Consider the following 17,240-nt stretch of genomic DNA (forward strand, 5'->3'; position numbering starts at 1 on the left):
TTCCTACCTCTCCTGGCGTCAAGGCGCGGAGGACGAGCAGGCGAACGACATCGATGGCGCCCGCCACAGGGCGCGGCCGACCGCCGGACGAGGGCCCGGTGGGAATCGGAAAATCATTCGCGAAGATCGATTTAGCCGCGTTCCCGTTCTACCACTTTTCCCAGGTCAACAGGGGTTTGAGAGGTGGAATCCGCTCGGGAAGTCGTCAGTTGTCGGGCGACAACAGCGGGCCCGGAGGCGATCTGTCCTAGATCGGTCACTCCGGGCCCGGGCGATGTGGACCGGGGCTACCCCGCGGCGGCGAGGAAGGCGAGCACCCGCTCGCGTACCAGCTCCGCGGCCGCCTTGTCGTACGACGGCAGGCCGGGGTCGGTGAACAGGTGCTTGTCGCCCGGGTAGAGGAACAGCTCGGCCCGGTCGGTCGAGGCGACCAGCTCGCGCGCGGCGTCCAGGTCGCCCTCGACGGCGAACGACGGATCGGCGTCCATGCCGTGGACCTGCACCGGCACGCCGGCCGGCCAGGCGCTGCCGAACTCGTCCGGCGGCAGGCACGCCTCGAGCAGCACGGCGCCCAGGGCGCCGGGCCGGTTCTGGGCGAGGTGCTGCGCGGGCAGCACGCCGAGCGAGATGCCGACGTAGACCAGCTCGGCCGGGAGGTCGTCGGCGACGCGTACGCCCCGCTGGATGACCGTGTCGAAGCCGATCTCCCGCGCGTGGCCCACCCCCTCGGCGACGGTGTCGAAGGTGCGCCCCTCGAACAGGTCGGGGGTGTGCACGGTGTGCCCGGCGGCCCGCAGCTCGTCGGCGATCGTGGACAGCCCCGGCGTCAGCCCCTGCGCGTGGTGGAACAGCAGCACCTCGGTCATGATCGTCCCCCGGTTCGTCGTCGGTGGCGCGATCGTCGCGCCCGTCGATGCACCCAATCACGCCCGTGCCGGGGCCGCCACCCCGGCGGGCCCGGCGCGCCGGCCGGTCGGCGGGGGGTGCCCTGCCGAAAGCCGACAGGCGGCGGATGCGCTCCGAGGAGCACGCTTCACACAGGTGGAGAGGTCGCGGGCGGCGGGCCACGTCGCACCCCTCCGGCTCGGCGAGCGGCGCCATCGCCCTCGCCGGGACAGGACCGTCACCACCCGTCGGTCGATCGCGCCGGGACGACCCGCCGCCCTCGTCCGGCAGCCAAGCAGGAAGGAGGGGCCGTGATGGCCGCTCCCACCGTGACCGCGAGCCTCAACGCGGCAACCTACTCACCCGGCGACCAGATGACGCTCACGGTCAGCTACGGCGACCCGGACACCCGACCCGTCACCGTCACGATCGTGGTGACCGACGCGCAGGGCAACAGCAGCGCACCGGCGAAGGTCGGCGTGGTGATCGACCCGCTGACCGTCACGGTCACCGACGACTCCGGTCGGGCCTGGACCAAGGTCTCGGACACCGGCGCCGTCGCCGTCCACCGGGCGGTGGCGTGATGCCCCGGGTCACCGTCACCGTGCGGGACAACGGCGGGCACACCGCCACCGCGACCGCCGACTACACCGTCGCCCCGCCGGTGCTGGGCGGCTACTACCTGGCCGGCAACGGCGAACCGACCGCCGACCTGGCCGGCGGCAACTTCCGCTCGCTCACCCAGTACCGCAGCTTCGCCGACGGGTACGTCTTCCCGGGCTACCAGAAGCCCTGGCTGATCACCCTCGGGCAGAACGGGTTCGCGCTGAACATGGTGCTGGAGCTGAAGCACTACGGCGCCCCGAACACCGGCCCGCAGACGTTCACCGTCGACGGGGTCAGCTGGACGGTGCCGGCCCCGGCGATGACCATCCAGCAGCGTCCGGGCACGACCTGGCCCGTCGCGTACGGGTACGGCCAGGTGCTCGCCGGCCGGTGCGACGGGCTGTTCGCCAGGGCGCTGTCGCAGTACCGCACCATGGGGTTCGGGGTGAACATCCAGCTCGCCTCCGAGCTGGACACCGACCACGAGTTCGGCACCACCGAGGCCGGGGCGACGTACGACTGGGCGACCTCCGACGCCCGGGCGGTGCAGGCGATGACGTACGTCGTGGACTGGTTCCGGGCCCGGGGCGTGCCCGCCGGCACCACCTTCTCGGTCGGCTCGGGCGGCTTCGACCGGGCCGCCTACCAGCGCACCCACCCGGAGGCGCTGATGGCCAAGCTCAACTTCCTGCAGTGGAACGTCTACGCCACCGACCCGAGCCACACCGCGCTGGCCCGGTTCCGCCGGACGAAGGACTGGGCGGTCGCCGACCTCGGCCCGGTGGCGCTGTCCCGCCCGGTGATCGTCGCCGAGTGGGGAGTGCGGGTGGCCGAGTTCCCCGACCAGGCCGCCTGGATCGCCACCGTGCCGCCGGTGATCGCCCAGCTCAACGCCGAGCGCGGCCCACGGTTCGTGCGGACGAACTACTTCAACTCCGGCTGGGGCACGTTGACGCCGAAGGCCGCCGGCCTGGCCGCGCTGCGGTCGGCGTACACCACCCGGCCGTACGTCTAGGCGGGCCGGCGGCCCCGGCATCGCGGCCGGAGCCCACGTCGAGCTGGCCGGACCCCTGACCGGTGGCGCCCGGCTGGTTCCGGCGGTGCCGGGCTGGTTCCGGCGGTACCCGGCGGGCTCCGGCGGTGCCTGTGGCTGAGAGTGAGGGCCGGGGGTGCCGCCAGCCCGCCAGCCCTTCGCTTTGCTCTGCTGCCACCGACGCGACGGTCACCGAGCGTTGCTGCTGGCGTCAATCGGGCATTTCGAAATTCGGCGGTAAGTGCCAGTTCAAGGCGGGTGTCGCCGATAAGGCAGCAGAGCAAAGCGGGTTAGCGGGTGCGCGGCCGCGTGGCGCGCTCGCTCACCGAGAGTGACCGCATTGGAGTCACCCTGAGTGACGGCCGAAGGGTGGGTGGCCCGCGAACCGGCCACCATGCCGGGGTGGACCGACCCTGAGCCGGCCACCACGCCGGGGCGGACCGACCGCGATCCGGCCGCCGGATTCGCGGCGGCCGACCGTTAGTTACTCGCCCGCGCCGGCGCCGACCTCGGTCGCGGCCGCCCGCAGCGCGGCGGTCAGCTCGGGTGCGGACGGGACGGCGGCCGGGTCGACCAGGGACTGGGCGGCGAGGCCACCGAGCAGTGCCTGGTAGAACGCGCCGAGGCGGAGCGCCCGCGCCTGGTCGGTCTCCGGGTCGAGCCCGTGGAAGATCGCCGCGAGCCCCAGCCAGGCCTGGTGGTTGGCGGCGGCGAACGCGGTGCGCAGCTCGGGGGAGCGGTCCATCGAGCCGATCAGCTCGAACTGCACCGCCCACAGTGGCCGCAGCCGGTCGAACGAGTCGATGATCCGGCTCCACGCCGCCTCGAACCGCTCCGCTCCGGTGAGGTCGCCGTCCAGGTCGAGGGTGCGCTCCAGCTCCTCGCCCCACTCCTTCATCGCCTCGGCGAGCGCCTCGTCGAGCAGCGCCCGGGTGGTGCGGAAGTGGTAGCCGATCGCGGCGAGGCTGGTGCCGGCTGCCGCGGCGACGTCCCGGGCGGTGGTGCCGGCGTAGCCCTTCTCGACCAGGCAGCGGCGGGCGCCGGCGAGCAGGTCCTCCCGATTTCCCATGCCCGGCAGCGTACCGGACTGCTGACACAAACGTCTTGCACAAACGTCTAACACGTTCGTACAGTGAGTGGCATGACTGACGTACTGATCTCCGGCGCCGGCATCGCCGGCCCCACGCTGGCCTGGTGGCTGCGCCGCTACGGGTTCCGGCCCACCGTCGTCGAGCGCGCCCCGGCGCGGCGCACCGGCGGCTACAAGGTGGACGTCCGGGGTGCCGCCCTGACCGTGCTGCACCGGATGGGGCTGGCCGAGCAGGCCCGGCGACACGACACCGACATGCGGCTGGCACGCTTCGTCGACTCCCGAGGCCGGCAGCGGGCCACCATGGACGCCCAGCTCTTCGGCGGCCGGGAGGGCGACGACCTGGAGATCATGCGCGGTGACCTGATGCGCGTGCTCGCCGACGCGACCGGCGACGTGGAGCACCTCTTCGACGACTCGGTCACCGCGCTGACCCCGGTCGGCGACCGGGTCGAGGTCAGCTTCGAGCGCTCGCCCCGCCGCGTCTTCGACCTGGTGATCGGCGCGGACGGACTGCACTCCACGGTGCGCCGGCTCGCCTTCACCGGGCAGCCGTCGCCACTGCGCCACCTCGGGCACCACATCGCGATCGCCACCGTGCCCGCGGAGTTCGGCGTCGACCGCACCGAGCTGATGCACGTGGCGCCCGGGCGCAGCGTCGGCGTCTACCGGACCGCCGGGGCGCCCGACGCCCGGGCGATGTTCCTGTTCCGGTCGCCGGCCGAGAGCCCCGAGCAGCGCGACGCGGCCGGTCGGCGGGCCGTGCTGGCGGCGGCGTTCGGCGACCTGGGCTGGCAGGTGCCCCGGCTGCTCGCCGCGCTGGCCGACGGGCCGGATCTCTACCTCGACCCGATCAGCCAGGTGCGGATGGACCGCTGGCACACCGGCCGGGTCGCGCTGGTCGGCGACGCCGGCTACGGCCCGTCCCCGGCCTCGGGGCAGGGCACCAGCCTGAGCCTGGTCGGCGCGTACGTGCTGGCCACCGCCCTGGCCCGGGCGGGCGGCGACCCGGTGGGCGCGTTCGAGGAGTACGAGCGGCGGATGCGTCCCTTCGTCGCGGCGAACCAGGCCCTCGCCGCGCGCAACCTGAAGGGCATGGTGCTCGGCTCGGCGGCGCAGATCCGCTTCCAGCTGCTGATGCTGCGGCTGATGCCGCACCTGCCCGGCCGAGAGGCGATGATCCGGCGGGTCACCGAGCCGATGCGACGGGCCGCCACGGCGATCACCCTGCCGGACGCGCCGGCGCCGATCGGCGGGTGAGTCGGGCGTACCGCTGGTCGGTGAGCGGTCTGGCGCTGGTCCGCGGTCTCCGCATGCGGGCCCGGTGCGCTCCCTATGCTCGGGGCATGGAACTGCGGATCTTCACCGAGCCCCAGCAGGGTGCGAGCTACGACCAGCTGCTCGCCGTGGCCCGCGCGGCCGAGGACGCCGGCTACGGCGCGTTCTTCCGCTCCGACCACTACCTGCGGATGGGCGACGGCAGCGGCGCCCCCGGCCCCACCGACGCCTGGACCACCCTGGCCGGCCTGGCCCGGGACACCTCCCGGATCCGGCTCGGCACGCTGATGACCGCGGCCACCTTCCGGCTGCCCGGCCCGCTGGCGATCACCGTCGCGCAGGTCGACCAGATGAGCGGCGGCCGGGTCGAGCTGGGCATCGGCACCGGCTGGTACGAGCAGGAGCACACCGCGTACGGAATCCCGTTCCCCGGCCTCGGGGAGCGCTTCGCCCGGCTGGAGGAGCAGCTCGCGGTGATCACCGGCCTCTGGTCGACGCCGGAGGGCCAGACGTTCGACTTCGCCGGGACGTACTACCCGGTCAGCGACTCGCCGGCGCTGCCCAAGCCGGTGCAGCAGCCGCGACCGCCGATCCTGCTCGGCGGGATGGGCCCGAAGCGCACCCCGCGGCTGGCCGCCCGGTACGCCGACGAGTTCAACCTGCCGTTCGTCTCGGTCGAGGACTCCGTCGCCCAGTTCGACCGGGTCCGCGAGGCGTGCGCCGCGATCGACCGCGACCCGGCCACGATGACCTGGTCCAACGCCATGGTGCTGTGCTGCGGGCGGGACGAGGCCGAGATCGCCCGGCGGGCCGCGGCGATCGGCCGGGAGCCGGCCGAGCTGCGCGAGAACGGCCTGGCCGGCACGCCGGCCGAGGTGGTCGAGAAGATCGGCCGGTACGCCGAGGCGGGCAGCCAGCGGCTCTACCTCCAGCTGCTGGACCTGACCGACCTGGACCACCTGGAGCTGGTCGCCGCCGAGGTGATGCCGCAGCTGTGACCCCGGTCAGCGACCGGCGGCGCCCGGGCCGCGCCGCACGGTGTCCAGCCGGCCGTCCCGGTCGCTGTCCAGGTAGGTGATGTCCGGTACGCCGTCGCCGTCCAGGTCGAACTGCACCACGTCGGCGACGCCGTCACCGTCCAGGTCGGTGACGATCTCGGTCGAGCCGTCCACGTGGTGGGTGACGATCGACAGCGAACCGGTGCGCGGCGCCGGCCCGGGCCCGGGCTCGGGCGCCGGCTCGGGCTCGGGCGTGGGCGCCGGGATCGGCGTGGTCAGCTCGGGTCGGACCGACGGCGGCTCGGGCCCGACGCCGGTCGGGTCGATCTCCTCCTCCGACGGGTAGACGTCACCGTGCAGGGTGGGGTCGCGGTAGCTGCTCATCGACGTATCGTTCCCCGGAGACGGCATCGACAACCGTCGGCGAGGAGAGTACGACGTGCGACGCAACTGGGCCGGCAACGTCAGCTACGCGGCGCGCGCCGTGCATCGCCCGACCAGCCTGGACGAGCTGCGCAAGCTGGTCGCCGGCGCCGAGCGGGCCCGCGCCCTGGGCACCGGGCACTCGTTCAACCGGCTCGGCGACACCACCGGCGACCTGATCTCGCTGGCCGGCCTGCCGCCCACCGTCGAGGTCGACCGGGAGCGCGGCACGGTCACCGTCGCCGCCGGGCTGCGCTACGGCGACCTGGCCACCCGGCTGCACGCCGACGGCCTGGCGCTGGCCAACCTCGCGTCGCTGCCGCACATCTCGGTCGCCGGGGCGGTGTCCACCGGCACCCACGGCTCCGGCCCGGGCAACCGCAACCTGGCCGCCGCGGTCGCCGGCCTGGAGCTGGTCACCGCCGGCGGCGACCTGCTCACCGTGGACCGCGCCGACAGCCGGTTCGCCGGCATGGTGGTCTCCCTCGGCGCGCTCGGTGTGGTCACCCGGGTCACCCTGGACGTGCTGCCGACCTTCACCATCAGTCAGTACGTCCGCCGCGACCTGCCCCGCGATGCGCTGGACGTCGCGCTCGACTCGGCGTACAGCGTCAGTGGTTTCACCACCTGGCGGTCGCCCGCGACCATCGACCGGGTCTGGCGCAAGCAGTACGCCGACCAGCCGCCGCCCGCCGACGACTGGCTGGGCACCGTCCCGGCCGACGTGCCGGAGCACCCGGTGCCGGGCATGGACCCGGTGCACTGCACCCCGCAGCTCGGCGAGCCCGGCCCCTGGCACGAGCGGCTGCCGCACTTCCGGCTCGGCTTCACCCCGAGCAGCGGCGACGAGCTGCAGTCCGAGTACCACCTGCCGCGCTGGGCGGCGGCCGACGCGCTCGCCGCGCTGGACCCGATCGCCGACCGGATCGCCGCCGTGCTGCAGATCAGCGAGCTGCGTACGGTCGCCGCCGACGAGCTGTGGTTGAGCCCCAACCAGGGCCGGGACACCCTGGCCGTGCACTTCACCTGGATCGCCGACGCGGCGCAGGTGCTGCCGGTGGTGGCCGAGGTGGAGCGACGGCTGATGCCGTTCACGCCCCGCCCGCACTGGGGCAAGGTGCACACCGTGGAGCCGGCCGCGCTCGCCGCCACCTACCCCCGGTACGCCGACTTCGTCGCCCTGCTGACCGAGCTGGACCCGACCGGCACCTTCCGTACCGAGCAGCTCGACCGGTACTTCCCCCGCGCCTGACCCGACCGGATCCGACCCGGCACGGTCGGGTCGGCCCGCTCCCGGCTGCCTAACGTCGACCTCGGAAAACGGAAGGGGGAGCCGGTGCTGGAACGGCTGAACGAGGCGATGGCGTACGCCGAGGAGCACCTCGACGAGCCGACCGAGGTGATCGAGCTGGCCCGGATCGCGGCCACCTCGGAGCACCACCTGCGGCGGCTGTTCTCCGCACTGGCCGGGATGCCGCTGTCGGAGTACCTGCGCCGCCGGCGGCTCACCGTCGCCGCGGCCGAGGTGCTGGCCGGGGAGCGGACCCTGCTGGAGGTCGCCGTCCGCTACGGGTACGGCTCGACCGAGGCGTTCACCCGGGCGTTCCGGGCGGTGCACGGGGTCGGCCCCGGCGAGGCCCGGCGCACCGGCGCCGCGCTGCGGTCCCAGCAACGGCTCACCTTCCGGCTCGTCGTCGAAGGGAGTGGCAGCATGCGTTACCGCGTGGTGGAGAAGCAGGCGTTCCGGCTGGCCGGCCGGCGGGCCCGGGTGCCGTTGGTGCACCGGGGGATGAACCCGGCCATCGTGGAGTTCATCCGGAGCATTCCGAAGGAGACCGTGGCCCGGATCGAGGCGCTGTCCGACCAGGAGCCGGCCGGCCTGGTCAGCGTCAGCGACCAGCTGGGCGAGGACCGCTCCGAGGGGGTCGAGCTGGACTACTGGCACGGCGTGGCCACCGGCGCCGACGTGCCCGACGACCTCGACTCGGTGCCGGTGGCGGCGGGCAGCTGGGCGGTGTTCGAAAGCTCCGGCGAGTTCCCGGCCGCCGTGCAGGAGCTGTGGCGGGACGTGTTCACCCAGTGGTTCCCGTCCAACCCGTACCGCAGCCGGCCGGGGCCGGAGATGCTGCGTACCCGGATCTCCGAAGACGGCGCCCGCGCGGACGCCGAACTCTGGATCCCGGTCGAGCGGACCGCGACCTAGCGGCGGTCGCCGGCCAGCTGGTCGCGGAGGCTGCCGCGCTGCACCGCGCGGCTGATGTCGCTGGGCGAGACGATGCCGACCAGCTGCTGGTCGACCACGACCAGCGCGCGCCCGTCGGCGCACTCGTTGAGCCGGGGGAGCAGCTCGTTGAGCTGCTCCTCCGGCCGGGCCAGCACCAGGTCCTCGGCCCGGCAGGACACCTCGGCCAGCGTGGTCCCGGCGCGACGGTCGGCCGGAATACCGCGTACCCGATCGAGGGTGACCAGGCCGATCGGCCGGCCGTCCTCGGTCAGCGGCAGGGCGCTGTGCCGGTAGGCGAACAGGTAGTGGTCGACGAAGTCGGCCACCGTCATGTCCGCCGAGGCGGTCTGCGGCTGCGGGGTCATCACGTCGCCGACCCGCACCCCGGCCAGCGCGCTGCCCATCCTCGCCTGGCGCTCCTCGACACCCGCGGCGCCGATCAGGAACCACCCGATCAGCGCAAGCCACAGCCCGCCGAACCCGACCCCGCGCAGGAACTGGAACAGCCCCAGGCCGATCAGCAGCACGCCGAGGATCCGCCCGGCCCGGGCGGCGACCACCGCGGCGCGGGTCCGGTCGCCGGTGGCCTTCCAGACCGCGGCGCGCAGCAGCCGGCCGCCGTCCAGCGGCGCGGCCGGCAGCACGTTGAACACCGCCAGCAGTACGTTGATCCCGGCCAGCCAGGACAGCGCGCCGAGCAGCAGCCCCTCGTGCCCGGCCAGCGCCACCACCAGCGCGATGCCGGCGAAGAACAGCCCCAGGATCAGGCTGACCAGCGGACCGATCCCGGCGATCCGCAGCTCCGCGCCCGGGTTCTTCGCCTCGCCCTTGAGCTCGGCGACCCCGCCGAACAGCCACAGGGTGATCCCCTGGACCTCGATGCCGTTGCGCTTGGCGACGACCGCGTGGGACACCTCGTGGGCCAGCAGGCCGACGAAGAACACCACCGCGGCGGCCAGCCCGGCCAGCACGTACTGCCAGGTGGGCCGGTCGGGGTAGGACCGGGGGAACAGGTTGGCCGACAGGCCCCAGGCGATCAGCAGGAAGATGAACAGGACGCTCCAGTTGACCCCCACGGGTACGCCCGCGACGCGGCCGATCCGGAAACTCGCCCTCATGGGGGGTTCATACCCCGGCTGCCGCGTCCCATGCCCGGGGGCGGACGTCACCTCCGCGATGACCGGCCACCAGTCTGCCCGCTCCCGCCCGACTGCCGAAGCCATCGGCTACGCAGCTTCCCGGCGGTTCCTCCGCTCGTGAGACGTGATGGCGCGTGTCGCCCCGACCGGCCGGTTGGTCCGCCACACGCTACGGACCTGATGACGCAAACGAATCACCTGTCGGGCGCCTTCGGCCTCCCGGCCCGGCAGATCGAGCTGCCGCCAAGATCGCGCTGGAACAAGGATGTAGTGGCATCGCCGCGCCGACGAGGCCACTACATCCAGGAAGTTGGGTGCCTCCGGGCGGAGGCGATAGGGGGCGAAACGCTCAGCGGGCGTAGAGGGCGGTGGGGGCGGGCGAAATAGAATCGGGGGCGTGCATGAGCGCGCGGGGAAGTTCTACTACACCGATGACGGCCCCACCGAGGTGGAGTTCCGCGGCGAGAGCGGCGGGCCTGTCGAAGACGCGGAGGACGCAGCCGATGTCGCTGCCGCCCGCGCGGCGCTGGCTCAGATCGACGCAGGAGTCCCTGTTCGACGTCGCGACCACGGTTGGCTGAGGTTGCGTCGGCGGAATTCCCGCCCTGTTCGATGACGGCGATTCACCGCCCTCCGCTGTCGGCGGGTCTGGGGTAGCGGGCGCCGTTGAAGGTGACCCGCAGCGTGTACACGGAGCGGCCGGCGGTGATGAACAGCTGGTTGCGTTTCGGTCCGCCGAAGGTGAGGTTGGCAACCGGTTCGGGCAGGAGCAGCTTCCCGATGAGGGTGCCGTCCGGGTCGAAGCAGTGCACGCCGTCCCAGGCGGCAGCCCACAGCCGCCCGTTGTCGTCGATGCGCAGGCCGTCGAAGCGCCCGTTGTCGCACTCGGCGAAGATCTTGCCGCCGCTGAGAGCCCCGTCGACGGTTACGTCGAAGACGCGGATGTGGCTGGGCTCCTGCCGGGTGTCGGCGATGAACAGCCGCTGTTCGTCCGGTGAGAAGGCCAGGCCGTTGGGGCGGCAGAAGTCGTCGGCGACCACACGCAGGTTCCCGGTGGCGGGGTCGAGTCGGAACACGTAGCACGAGCCGTCGAACTCGGGCTCGGCCTTGTTGCCCTCGTAGTCGCTGTTGATGCCGTATATCGGGTCGGTGAACCAGATCGTGCCATCGGCCCGCACCACGACGTCGTTGGGGCTGTTGAGCTGCTTGCCGTCGTAGCGGTCTGCCAGCACGGTGACCGTGCCGTCGTGCTCGGTACGGGTCACCCGCCGGTTTCCCTGCTCGCAGGTGATCAGCCGGCCCTGCCGGTCAACGGTGTTGCCGTTGGCGTAGCCCGAGGGCTGGCGGAACACGCCGACCGCGCCGGTGGTCTCGTCCCAGCGCAGCAGCCGATCGTTCGGGATGTCGCTCCACACCAGATAGCGGCCGGCCGCGAAGTACGCCGGGCCTTCGGTCTTGCGGGCGCCGCCGTGCAGGACTTCCACGACGAAGTCACCGTCGACGTACTGGAACCTCTCATCGAGTAACCGGAAATCGGCAGGAACAGTGTCAGGCATGCGGCCTCCGTCCGGAATGACGTTCTGACAAGAAGGATGGTTGCAGAACTTGATATGGTCAAGAGGCTTACTATCCAGATGGAGATCGGAGCCTGATGGTTGACGGTGTTGATCGTGCCCTGCTGTCGCAGCTGCAGCGCGACGCGACCCGGTCCTACGCGGCCCTGGGCGAGGCGGTGGGTCTGTCCGCAGGCTCGGCGCACGAACGCGTGCGCAAGCTGCGCGAGCGAGGCGTGATCCGTCGCACCACCGTCGACGTCGACCCCGCCGCCGTCGGCCGGGGCGTGCTCGCCTTCGTGATGCTCGGCGCCAACGCGTGGATGGGCGACGCAGCCACCCGCGACGCGCTCGCGGCCATTCCCGAGATCCAGGAGGCGCACATCATCGCCGGCGCGGCGAGCGTGCTGGCGAAGATCCGCACCGCCACTACCGAAGACCTGCAAGCCGTACTGAGGCGTCTCTTCGCTATCGACGGAGTTACCAGCACTCAGACCATCGTCGTGCTGGAGCCGTTCTTCGAACGTGCCATCAACGTCCACGACGGCCGGGAGCGATCGCCGGTGCTGTGACAGGTCTGCAGTTCCCCGAGCTTGACGGTGGCGATGAAGGTCGACCACTCGGGTTGGCCAAAGGTCAGCACCGGGCCCGTCGGGTCCTTGCTGTCGCGGAGCCCGACCTTGCCGGCCAGGTCGTCGGCGACCTCGACGCAGTCTCCGGAGCCGTTGCTGCGGGTGCTCTTCCGCCAGGCCACTGACACCTGGTTGACCTCGTCCACCCGCGCCGTCCTCTCACCGCTCGTCGATCGCCCCCTGGATCAGGTCGCGCGACTCGCGGGCGCTGGCCGCCGTGGCGACCAGATGCTCGAAGACGCGGCCGTACTCCCTGACCTGTTGGCCCTCCAGGTAGAGGCTACCCGCCCGCGTCTCGACGTAGACCACCCCCGGATCGGCCGGCTCGGGGAAGCTCAGCACGCTGAAGGCGCTGCCCATCGACCCGTACTCGCCGGCAGCGAAGGTCAGGATCTGCACGGTGCGGCCCGGCTGGTCCGCCTCCTCGGCCAGCCGCCGTAGCTGCCCGTGGAACGCCTCCGCCCCGCCGACCGGGCGGCGCAGGGCTGCTTCGTCCAGCACCACCCAGAGCTTCGGCGGGGTGTCGGTGTTCTGCCGGCGCATCCGCAGCTCGACCCGCCGGTCGACCTCGTCCCCAGGGGCGTCCGGGTGCTCGGCACGGATGACAGCGCGGGCGTAGTCGGCCGTCTGGAGCAGGCCGGGGATCAGCTGCGGCTGGAAGGCGCGAATCTCCGCTGCTTCGGCTTCCAGTCCGACGTAGACCTCGAACCAGTCGGGCAGGACGTCGTCGTACGCCTGCCACCAGCCGCGCTTGCGCGCGTCCCGGGCGACCTGGACGAGCGCGTCCACCTCGTCGCCCTCCACGCCGTACAGCTCCAGCAGCCCTCGGGCGACCGGCGGCATCACGGAGACCTGGGCGTTCTCCACCCGGCTGATCGCCGACTTGGAAATCCCGACCTCTCTGGCGGCCTGGTCGGCGGTCATGCCGGTCTGCTCGCGGAGACGCTTGAGTGCGGCGGCCAGCCGTCGCCTTCGGACGGTGGGGCTTCCAGTCATGGCGATCAGTGTGACTGAACCGGACGACCTTCGCAACGATATAGTCCCTAATCGGGAGTTGCGCAAAGGGTCGGACCCGATGCACGATGAGTGAGCTGCCGGATCTGCTGAGCTACCGAGCGTCGCTCGGGATCGGACAGCGTGATGTGCCCTGCTGTCGTACCGCCGATCGAGGCTGCGGTGGCAGGTGCCGGGGTGGGTCCGCCGGTGCGGGGCGGGTCGGCGGGCCCCCCCTTCCACAGCTCGATCGACGGTGAGAGGCAGGGTCCTGTCATGCGCGTCTTCTTCCGGCGTGCCCGGCGCCGCCAGCGGTCGGTCCTCCGGCCGACCTGCTACCGCTCGGCGGCCTACCATCCGCTGCGGCCGTGGCAGGTGCGGGAGCGCGGCTTCCGGCCTACCCCGCTCGGTCGGCGCGGGCTCGACCCGCGGGAGGTGCGGGAGTTCCTCGACCGGGTCGCCGGTGACCTGGCGATGGTCTACGACGCGCTGGCCGAGAGCCGCCGGGAGACCGGGCGGATCAAGGACGCCCTGCGCCGCTGGCAGTCCGAGCAGGCCGAGGCCCGCAACGAGCGGGGATACGACCGGTGACCGAGCGCTGGGTCATTCACCTGCCGGTGACGGCGAACGATCTGGTCTCCGCCCAGCGGCTGGCCCGGGTGGTGGCGCACTGGACGCACGTCCTGCCGCAGACCGAGCCGGGCGGCACCACCGTGTCGGCGGAGGACGACCAGAACGTACGCCACTGGGTGTTCTGCGACCGGGCGCTGCCCGGCGGCCCGCGGTGCCTGCTGCGGCCGGACCACGACGGGCCGTGTTCCCGGCGGTTCCGGCACCGGTGACTACCAGTGCGGGGCGTCGCCGACGATCGCGGGCGCGCGGGTGGTGGCCATCTCCACCGCCCAGTGCAGCGCGTGGTCGGCCACCTCCTCCCACCCCGGCTCACTCACCGTGAGATGCGACCGCCCCGGGAACTGGTGGTACGCGGTCACCGCCCGCGACTTCCGGTAGAGGTTGGCGTTCGCGGTCACCAGCTGCGGGGGCGCGACGTGGTCCGCACCGCCGGAGACCAACAGCAGCGGCCCCCGCTCGTCGTTGCCGTTGTCGACGGTGGCGGCCGAGCGCGGGTCGAGGTTGGCGAACGCGCCCTCGAAGAGCACGTGACCGGCGGCCGGTACGGCGTACCGCTGCCAGGCCTGGTCGGAGTCCTCGCGGCTGAGGGTGTTGCCGAAGGCGTACCGGAACTCGTCGGGCGTGATCGGCACCGCGCGGTGCCGGTTGGCGGGGTTGCGCAGCACCGGATACGCCGCCCGCAGGGTGCTCACCGGCAGCCGCAGCACCCCGCGTACCGGTGCGGGGGCGACCGCGACGGCGGTGGCGCCGAACCCCCGGTCCAGCAGCACCTGGGCGACCAGGCCGCCGAACGAGTGGCCCATCACGATCGGCGGGTTCGGCAGCGAGCCGATCAGTGCGGCGTGCTGCTCGATGATCCGGTCCAGGGTGATCCCGGCGATCGGGGCGGGGTCGTCGCGCAGCGCCTCGACGGTGCCCTCCATGCCGGGCCAGGCGGGGGTCTCGACCCGGAAGCCGAACGACCGGTAGCGCCGGGCCCACCCCTCCCAGCTGCGCGGGGTCATCCAGAGGCCGTGGATCAACACGATCGTGTCGACCCGTCCGGTCGGCGCGGTGCCCATGGGGTTCCTCCCGGTCGTGGTGCGGCGCGGACGGCGCGGCTTACCCGGTCGGGGCGTCCGGAATCCCGTCTGGGCGGGCGTACCGGGCGATGCCCTGGACCATCAGGTCGAGGCCGAACTCGAAGCGCTCCTCGCCGTCGCCGGCCATCAGCTCGTCGACGTGCGCGAGCGCGTTCGGGTACGCCTCCTTGGGCAGGCTCAGGTAGTAGCCGCGCAGCTGCTCGCGCATCCCCGTCCAGTACGTCGACAGGTCCTGCCCGGTGGCCCGCACCTTCTCCCCGAACAGCGCCCCCTCGTAGGCGTCCCCGGCGATGTAGAGCATGAGCCGGTCGAGGAACCAGGCCGCCGGTTGAGGCGGCACGCCGCCGGCCAGCAGGATGGCCAGCAGCCCGTCGGTGACCCGCATCGCGTTCGGGCCGGTCGGGATGGTGGCCAGCGAGGCGAGCGCCAGGTGGGAGTGGGTGGCGTAGACCCGGTACGCCTGCCGGGCAACCTCCTTGACCTGCTCGCCCCAGCGGGCCGGGTCGGGTGGCGGCACGGTGATGCCGGCGCTGGCCCGGTCGACGAGCAGCTCCAGCAGCTCCTCCTTGCCCGACACGTGGGCGTAGAGGGAGGCCGGCCCGGTGTCCAGCTCCTGGGCCACCCGCCGCATGCTCAGCCCGCCGAGCCCCTCCCGGCCGAGCACCGCCAGCGCGGCGTCCACCACCGCGTCCTGGCTGAGCGGCTGGCGTACGGCGCGGGCCGCCCGGGGTCGGGTGCGCCAGGGCGGGGCGGGGGGTTCGCTCACGGTCGGCCTTTCGATCGGTTGTCGAACATCGTACTTGCCACGAACGCCGTTCGTTGATAGAACGTTGTTCGACAACGAACGCCGTTCGACAGCGATGTGCGAGGAGGTCGTCATGGGAGATGTCGTCACGGGGGAGGCCCCACCCGTACCCCCGCCGGAGGCCGCCGGCCACCGGTGGCGCTGGTTCGCCCTCGCGGTGATCCTCGCCGCCGAGGTGATGGACCTGCTCGACGTCCTGATCACCAACCTGGCCGGCCCGGCGATCCGCGCCGACCTCGGCGGCTCGGTCAGCGTGATCCAGTGGCTCGGCGCCGGCTACACCCTGGCCATGGCGGTCGGCCTGGTCACCGGCGGGCGCCTCGGCGACCTCTACGGCCGGCGCCGGATGTTCCTGGTCGGCGTCCTCGGCTTCACCGCCGCCTCGGCGCTCTGCGCGCTGGCCGTCTCGCCCGGCATGCTGATCGGCTCCCGGATCGCCCAGGGGCTGTTCGGCGCGGTGCTGCTGCCGCAGGGGCTCGGCCTGATCCGGGAGGTGTTCCCGCCGCACCAGCTGGCCGCGGCCTTCGGCGCGTTCGGGCCGGTGATGGGCATCTCCGCCGTCGGCGGCCCGATCCTCGCCGGCTGGCTGGTCGACGCCGACCTGTGGGGTACCGGCTGGCGGGCGATCTTCCTGATCAACGTTCCGCTCGGGCTGCTCGCCGCGCTCGGCGCGCTGCGCTTCCTGCCCGAGTCCCGCTCCACCCACGCCACCCGGCTCGACCTGCCCGGCGTCGGTCTGGTCTCGGCCGCCGCCCTGCTGCTGGTCTATCCGCTGGTGCAGGGCCGCGAGAGAGACTGGCCGCTCTGGACGTTCGCGATGATGGCCGCGTCCGTCGTGGTCTTCGTCGCGTTCGCCCGGTACGAGGTACGCCGGCAGCGCACCGGGCGCGACCCGCTGGTGGTGCCCGCGCTGTTCCGTCGGCGCGCGTTCACCGGCGGCCTGGTCGCCGGGCTGGCGTTCTTCACCGGCCTGACCGGCTTCTCGCTGGTGTTCAGCCTCTACCTCCAGCTCGGGCTGGGCTACTCGCCGCTGCGCACCGGCCTGGCCGCCGTGCCACAGGCGCTCGGCATGGTGGCCGCGTTCGTGCTGGCCGGCACCGGCCTGGCCGCCCGCTACGGCCGCCGCATGATCCATGTCGGACTGGCCGTGGTGCTGGCCGGCGTGCTCGGCATGCTGCTCACCCTGCGGCTGGTCGGTCTCGACGTCACGCCGTGGCGGCTCGCGCCCGCGCTGCTCGCCGTCGGCTTCGGGATGGGGCTGGTGATGGCGCCGTTCTTCGACATCGTGCTCTCCGGGGTGGACGAGGCCGAGTCGGGCTCCGCCTCCGGCACCCTCACCGGCATCCAACAGCTCGGCGGAGCGCTCGGCGTGGCCGTGCTCGGCACCGTCTTCTTCTCCGCCTTCGGCGGGCAGGTCGCCACCGCCGTCGACACTCCCGCGCTGCGCACGGAACTGGCCACCGCCGGCGTACCGGCCGGGGCAGCCGACCGGATCGTGGCCGGCCTGCGCACCTGTGGCCGGGACCGGGCGACCGCCGACGATCCGGCCGCGACGCCGCGCTCCTGCGCGGAGCTGCAACGGTCCGCCGGGGCGGCGGTGACCACGCCGGACGCCGGCCAGCGGGTCGGCCGGGCCCTGACCGCGGCCGGCGAACGGGCGGTACGGCGTGGCTCGCAGGACGCCGTCCGGTACACCCTCTGGGCACAGGCCGGGCTGCTGGTGGTCACCTTCGGCGCGGCGTTCCTGCTGCCCCGGCAGGCCCGGGAGGGCGCCGGCGGCCACTGACCGCGCAGGGCCCCGGGCCGGACCCCGGCCCGGGGCCCTGACATTTGTCATGCCCGGGACGTGACGGTCGCTCCGGGGAC

19 protein-coding genes and 1 pseudogene are annotated in these 17,240 nt (G+C 72.9%); 11 read left to right on the forward strand and 9 right to left on the reverse strand.

The genetic code is table 11. The features are described from left to right. Positions 1–287: 287 nt before the first annotated feature. Positions 288–866: a dienelactone hydrolase family protein gene (locus ACFY3U_RS04020; RefSeq protein ID WP_387194503.1), complete on the reverse strand. Its 579-nt coding sequence runs from the start codon at positions 864–866 to the stop codon at positions 288–290. 333 nt (positions 867–1,199) lie between these two features. On the opposite strand from ACFY3U_RS04020, the gene ACFY3U_RS04025 reads away from it, so the two are divergent. Further along, positions 1,200–1,469 carry a hypothetical protein gene (locus ACFY3U_RS04025; protein ID WP_387194506.1) on the forward strand — a complete coding sequence of 90 codons (270 nt, stop codon included), beginning with the start codon at positions 1,200–1,202 and terminating at the stop codon, positions 1,467–1,469. Continuing rightward, complete coding sequence (locus ACFY3U_RS04030) at positions 1,469–2,506, forward strand: hypothetical protein (RefSeq protein ID WP_387194508.1); 1,038 nt, start codon at positions 1,469–1,471, stop codon at positions 2,504–2,506. The genes ACFY3U_RS04025 and ACFY3U_RS04030 overlap by 1 nt, the downstream gene beginning before the upstream one ends. A 502-nt stretch (positions 2,507–3,008) precedes the next feature. Here the strand turns inward: ACFY3U_RS04030 and ACFY3U_RS04035 are convergent. Continuing rightward, on the reverse strand, positions 3,009–3,593 hold the full coding sequence (locus ACFY3U_RS04035; protein WP_387194511.1) for a TetR family transcriptional regulator: 585 nt from the start codon (positions 3,591–3,593) through the stop codon (positions 3,009–3,011). 72 nt (positions 3,594–3,665) lie between these two features. On the opposite strand from ACFY3U_RS04035, the gene ACFY3U_RS04040 reads away from it, so the two are divergent. Together ACFY3U_RS04040 and ACFY3U_RS04045 are read left to right on the forward strand one after the other, a co-directional pair. Further along, on the forward strand, positions 3,666–4,874 hold the full coding sequence (locus ACFY3U_RS04040) for an FAD-dependent monooxygenase (RefSeq protein ID WP_387194514.1): 1,209 nt from the start codon (positions 3,666–3,668) through the stop codon (positions 4,872–4,874). A gap of 86 nt (positions 4,875–4,960) precedes the next feature. Further along, positions 4,961–5,890, forward strand: a complete 930-nt coding sequence (locus ACFY3U_RS04045) for an LLM class F420-dependent oxidoreductase (RefSeq protein ID WP_387194517.1) — start codon at positions 4,961–4,963, stop codon at positions 5,888–5,890. Between the two features lie 6 nt (positions 5,891–5,896). On the opposite strand, the gene ACFY3U_RS04050 is transcribed toward ACFY3U_RS04045, so the two are convergent. Next, positions 5,897–6,274 carry a hypothetical protein gene (locus ACFY3U_RS04050; RefSeq protein ID WP_387194520.1) on the reverse strand — a complete coding sequence of 126 codons (378 nt, stop codon included), beginning with the start codon at positions 6,272–6,274 and terminating at the stop codon, positions 5,897–5,899. Positions 6,275–6,329: 55 nt separating this feature from the next. On the opposite strand from ACFY3U_RS04050, the gene ACFY3U_RS04055 reads away from it, so the two are divergent. Both ACFY3U_RS04055 and ACFY3U_RS04060 read left to right on the forward strand, forming a co-directional pair. Next, entirely contained in the window at positions 6,330–7,565 is a 1,236-nt protein-coding gene (locus tag ACFY3U_RS04055) for an FAD-binding protein (protein WP_387194523.1), read from the forward strand. 84 nt (positions 7,566–7,649) lie between these two features. Continuing rightward, positions 7,650–8,516, forward strand: coding sequence for a helix-turn-helix domain-containing protein (locus ACFY3U_RS04060; RefSeq protein WP_387194526.1), 867 nt, complete (start codon positions 7,650–7,652; stop codon positions 8,514–8,516). Here ACFY3U_RS04060 and ACFY3U_RS04065 read toward each other — a convergent pair. Beyond that, on the reverse strand, positions 8,513–9,655 hold the full coding sequence (locus ACFY3U_RS04065; protein ID WP_387194529.1) for a site-2 protease family protein: 1,143 nt from the start codon (positions 9,653–9,655) through the stop codon (positions 8,513–8,515). The two genes, ACFY3U_RS04060 and ACFY3U_RS04065, sit on opposite strands and share 4 nt — an antisense overlap. A gap of 418 nt (positions 9,656–10,073) precedes the next feature. On the opposite strand from ACFY3U_RS04065, the gene ACFY3U_RS04070 reads away from it, so the two are divergent. Next, on the forward strand, positions 10,074–10,292 hold the full coding sequence (locus ACFY3U_RS04070; RefSeq protein ID WP_387194532.1) for a hypothetical protein: 219 nt from the start codon (positions 10,074–10,076) through the stop codon (positions 10,290–10,292). Between the two features lie 7 nt (positions 10,293–10,299). On the opposite strand, the gene ACFY3U_RS04075 is transcribed toward ACFY3U_RS04070, so the two are convergent. Further along, the gene (locus tag ACFY3U_RS04075) at positions 10,300–11,232 is read right to left on the reverse strand and encodes an SMP-30/gluconolactonase/LRE family protein (RefSeq protein ID WP_387194535.1); all 933 of its coding nucleotides are present in this window, start codon (positions 11,230–11,232) and stop codon (positions 10,300–10,302) included. A 95-nt stretch (positions 11,233–11,327) separates the two neighbouring features. Between ACFY3U_RS04075 and ACFY3U_RS04080 the strand changes: the two genes are divergently transcribed. Next, positions 11,328–11,801, forward strand: coding sequence for an Lrp/AsnC family transcriptional regulator (locus tag ACFY3U_RS04080; protein ID WP_387194538.1), 474 nt, complete (start codon positions 11,328–11,330; stop codon positions 11,799–11,801). Positions 11,802–11,821: 20 nt separating this feature from the next. Here the strand turns inward: ACFY3U_RS04080 and ACFY3U_RS04085 are convergent. Further along, a pseudogene (locus ACFY3U_RS04085) lies at positions 11,822–12,007 on the reverse strand (DUF397 domain-containing protein); the annotation flags it as partial. Positions 12,008–12,020: 13 nt separating this feature from the next. Then, positions 12,021–12,857: a helix-turn-helix domain-containing protein gene (locus ACFY3U_RS04090; RefSeq protein ID WP_387194541.1), complete on the reverse strand. Its 837-nt coding sequence runs from the start codon at positions 12,855–12,857 to the stop codon at positions 12,021–12,023. 273 nt (positions 12,858–13,130) lie between these two features. Here ACFY3U_RS04090 and ACFY3U_RS04095 point away from each other — a divergent pair, with 273 nt between their 5' ends. Both ACFY3U_RS04095 and ACFY3U_RS04100 read left to right on the forward strand, forming a co-directional pair. Then, complete coding sequence (locus ACFY3U_RS04095; protein WP_387194544.1) at positions 13,131–13,445, forward strand: DivIVA domain-containing protein; 315 nt, start codon at positions 13,131–13,133, stop codon at positions 13,443–13,445. Next, on the forward strand, positions 13,442–13,696 hold the full coding sequence (locus ACFY3U_RS04100; protein WP_387194547.1) for a hypothetical protein: 255 nt from the start codon (positions 13,442–13,444) through the stop codon (positions 13,694–13,696). The genes ACFY3U_RS04095 and ACFY3U_RS04100 overlap by 4 nt, the downstream gene beginning before the upstream one ends. Here ACFY3U_RS04100 and ACFY3U_RS04105 read toward each other — a convergent pair whose 3' ends face one another. Continuing rightward, a complete protein-coding gene (locus ACFY3U_RS04105) occupies positions 13,697–14,548 on the reverse strand; it encodes an alpha/beta hydrolase (RefSeq protein WP_387194551.1) in 852 nt (283 codons plus the stop codon). 40 nt (positions 14,549–14,588) lie between these two features. Beyond that, on the reverse strand, positions 14,589–15,335 hold the full coding sequence (locus ACFY3U_RS04110; RefSeq protein WP_387194554.1) for a TetR/AcrR family transcriptional regulator: 747 nt from the start codon (positions 15,333–15,335) through the stop codon (positions 14,589–14,591). A gap of 112 nt (positions 15,336–15,447) precedes the next feature. Here ACFY3U_RS04110 and ACFY3U_RS04115 point away from each other — a divergent pair, with 112 nt between their 5' ends. Further along, the gene (locus ACFY3U_RS04115) at positions 15,448–17,160 is read left to right on the forward strand and encodes an MFS transporter (RefSeq protein ID WP_387194557.1); all 1,713 of its coding nucleotides are present in this window, start codon (positions 15,448–15,450) and stop codon (positions 17,158–17,160) included. The last annotated feature ends 80 nt before the right edge of the window (positions 17,161–17,240 follow it).

This window comes from Micromonospora sp. NPDC000089, assembly GCF_042899365.1.
Taxonomy (GTDB): domain Bacteria; phylum Actinomycetota; class Actinomycetes; order Mycobacteriales; family Micromonosporaceae; genus Micromonospora.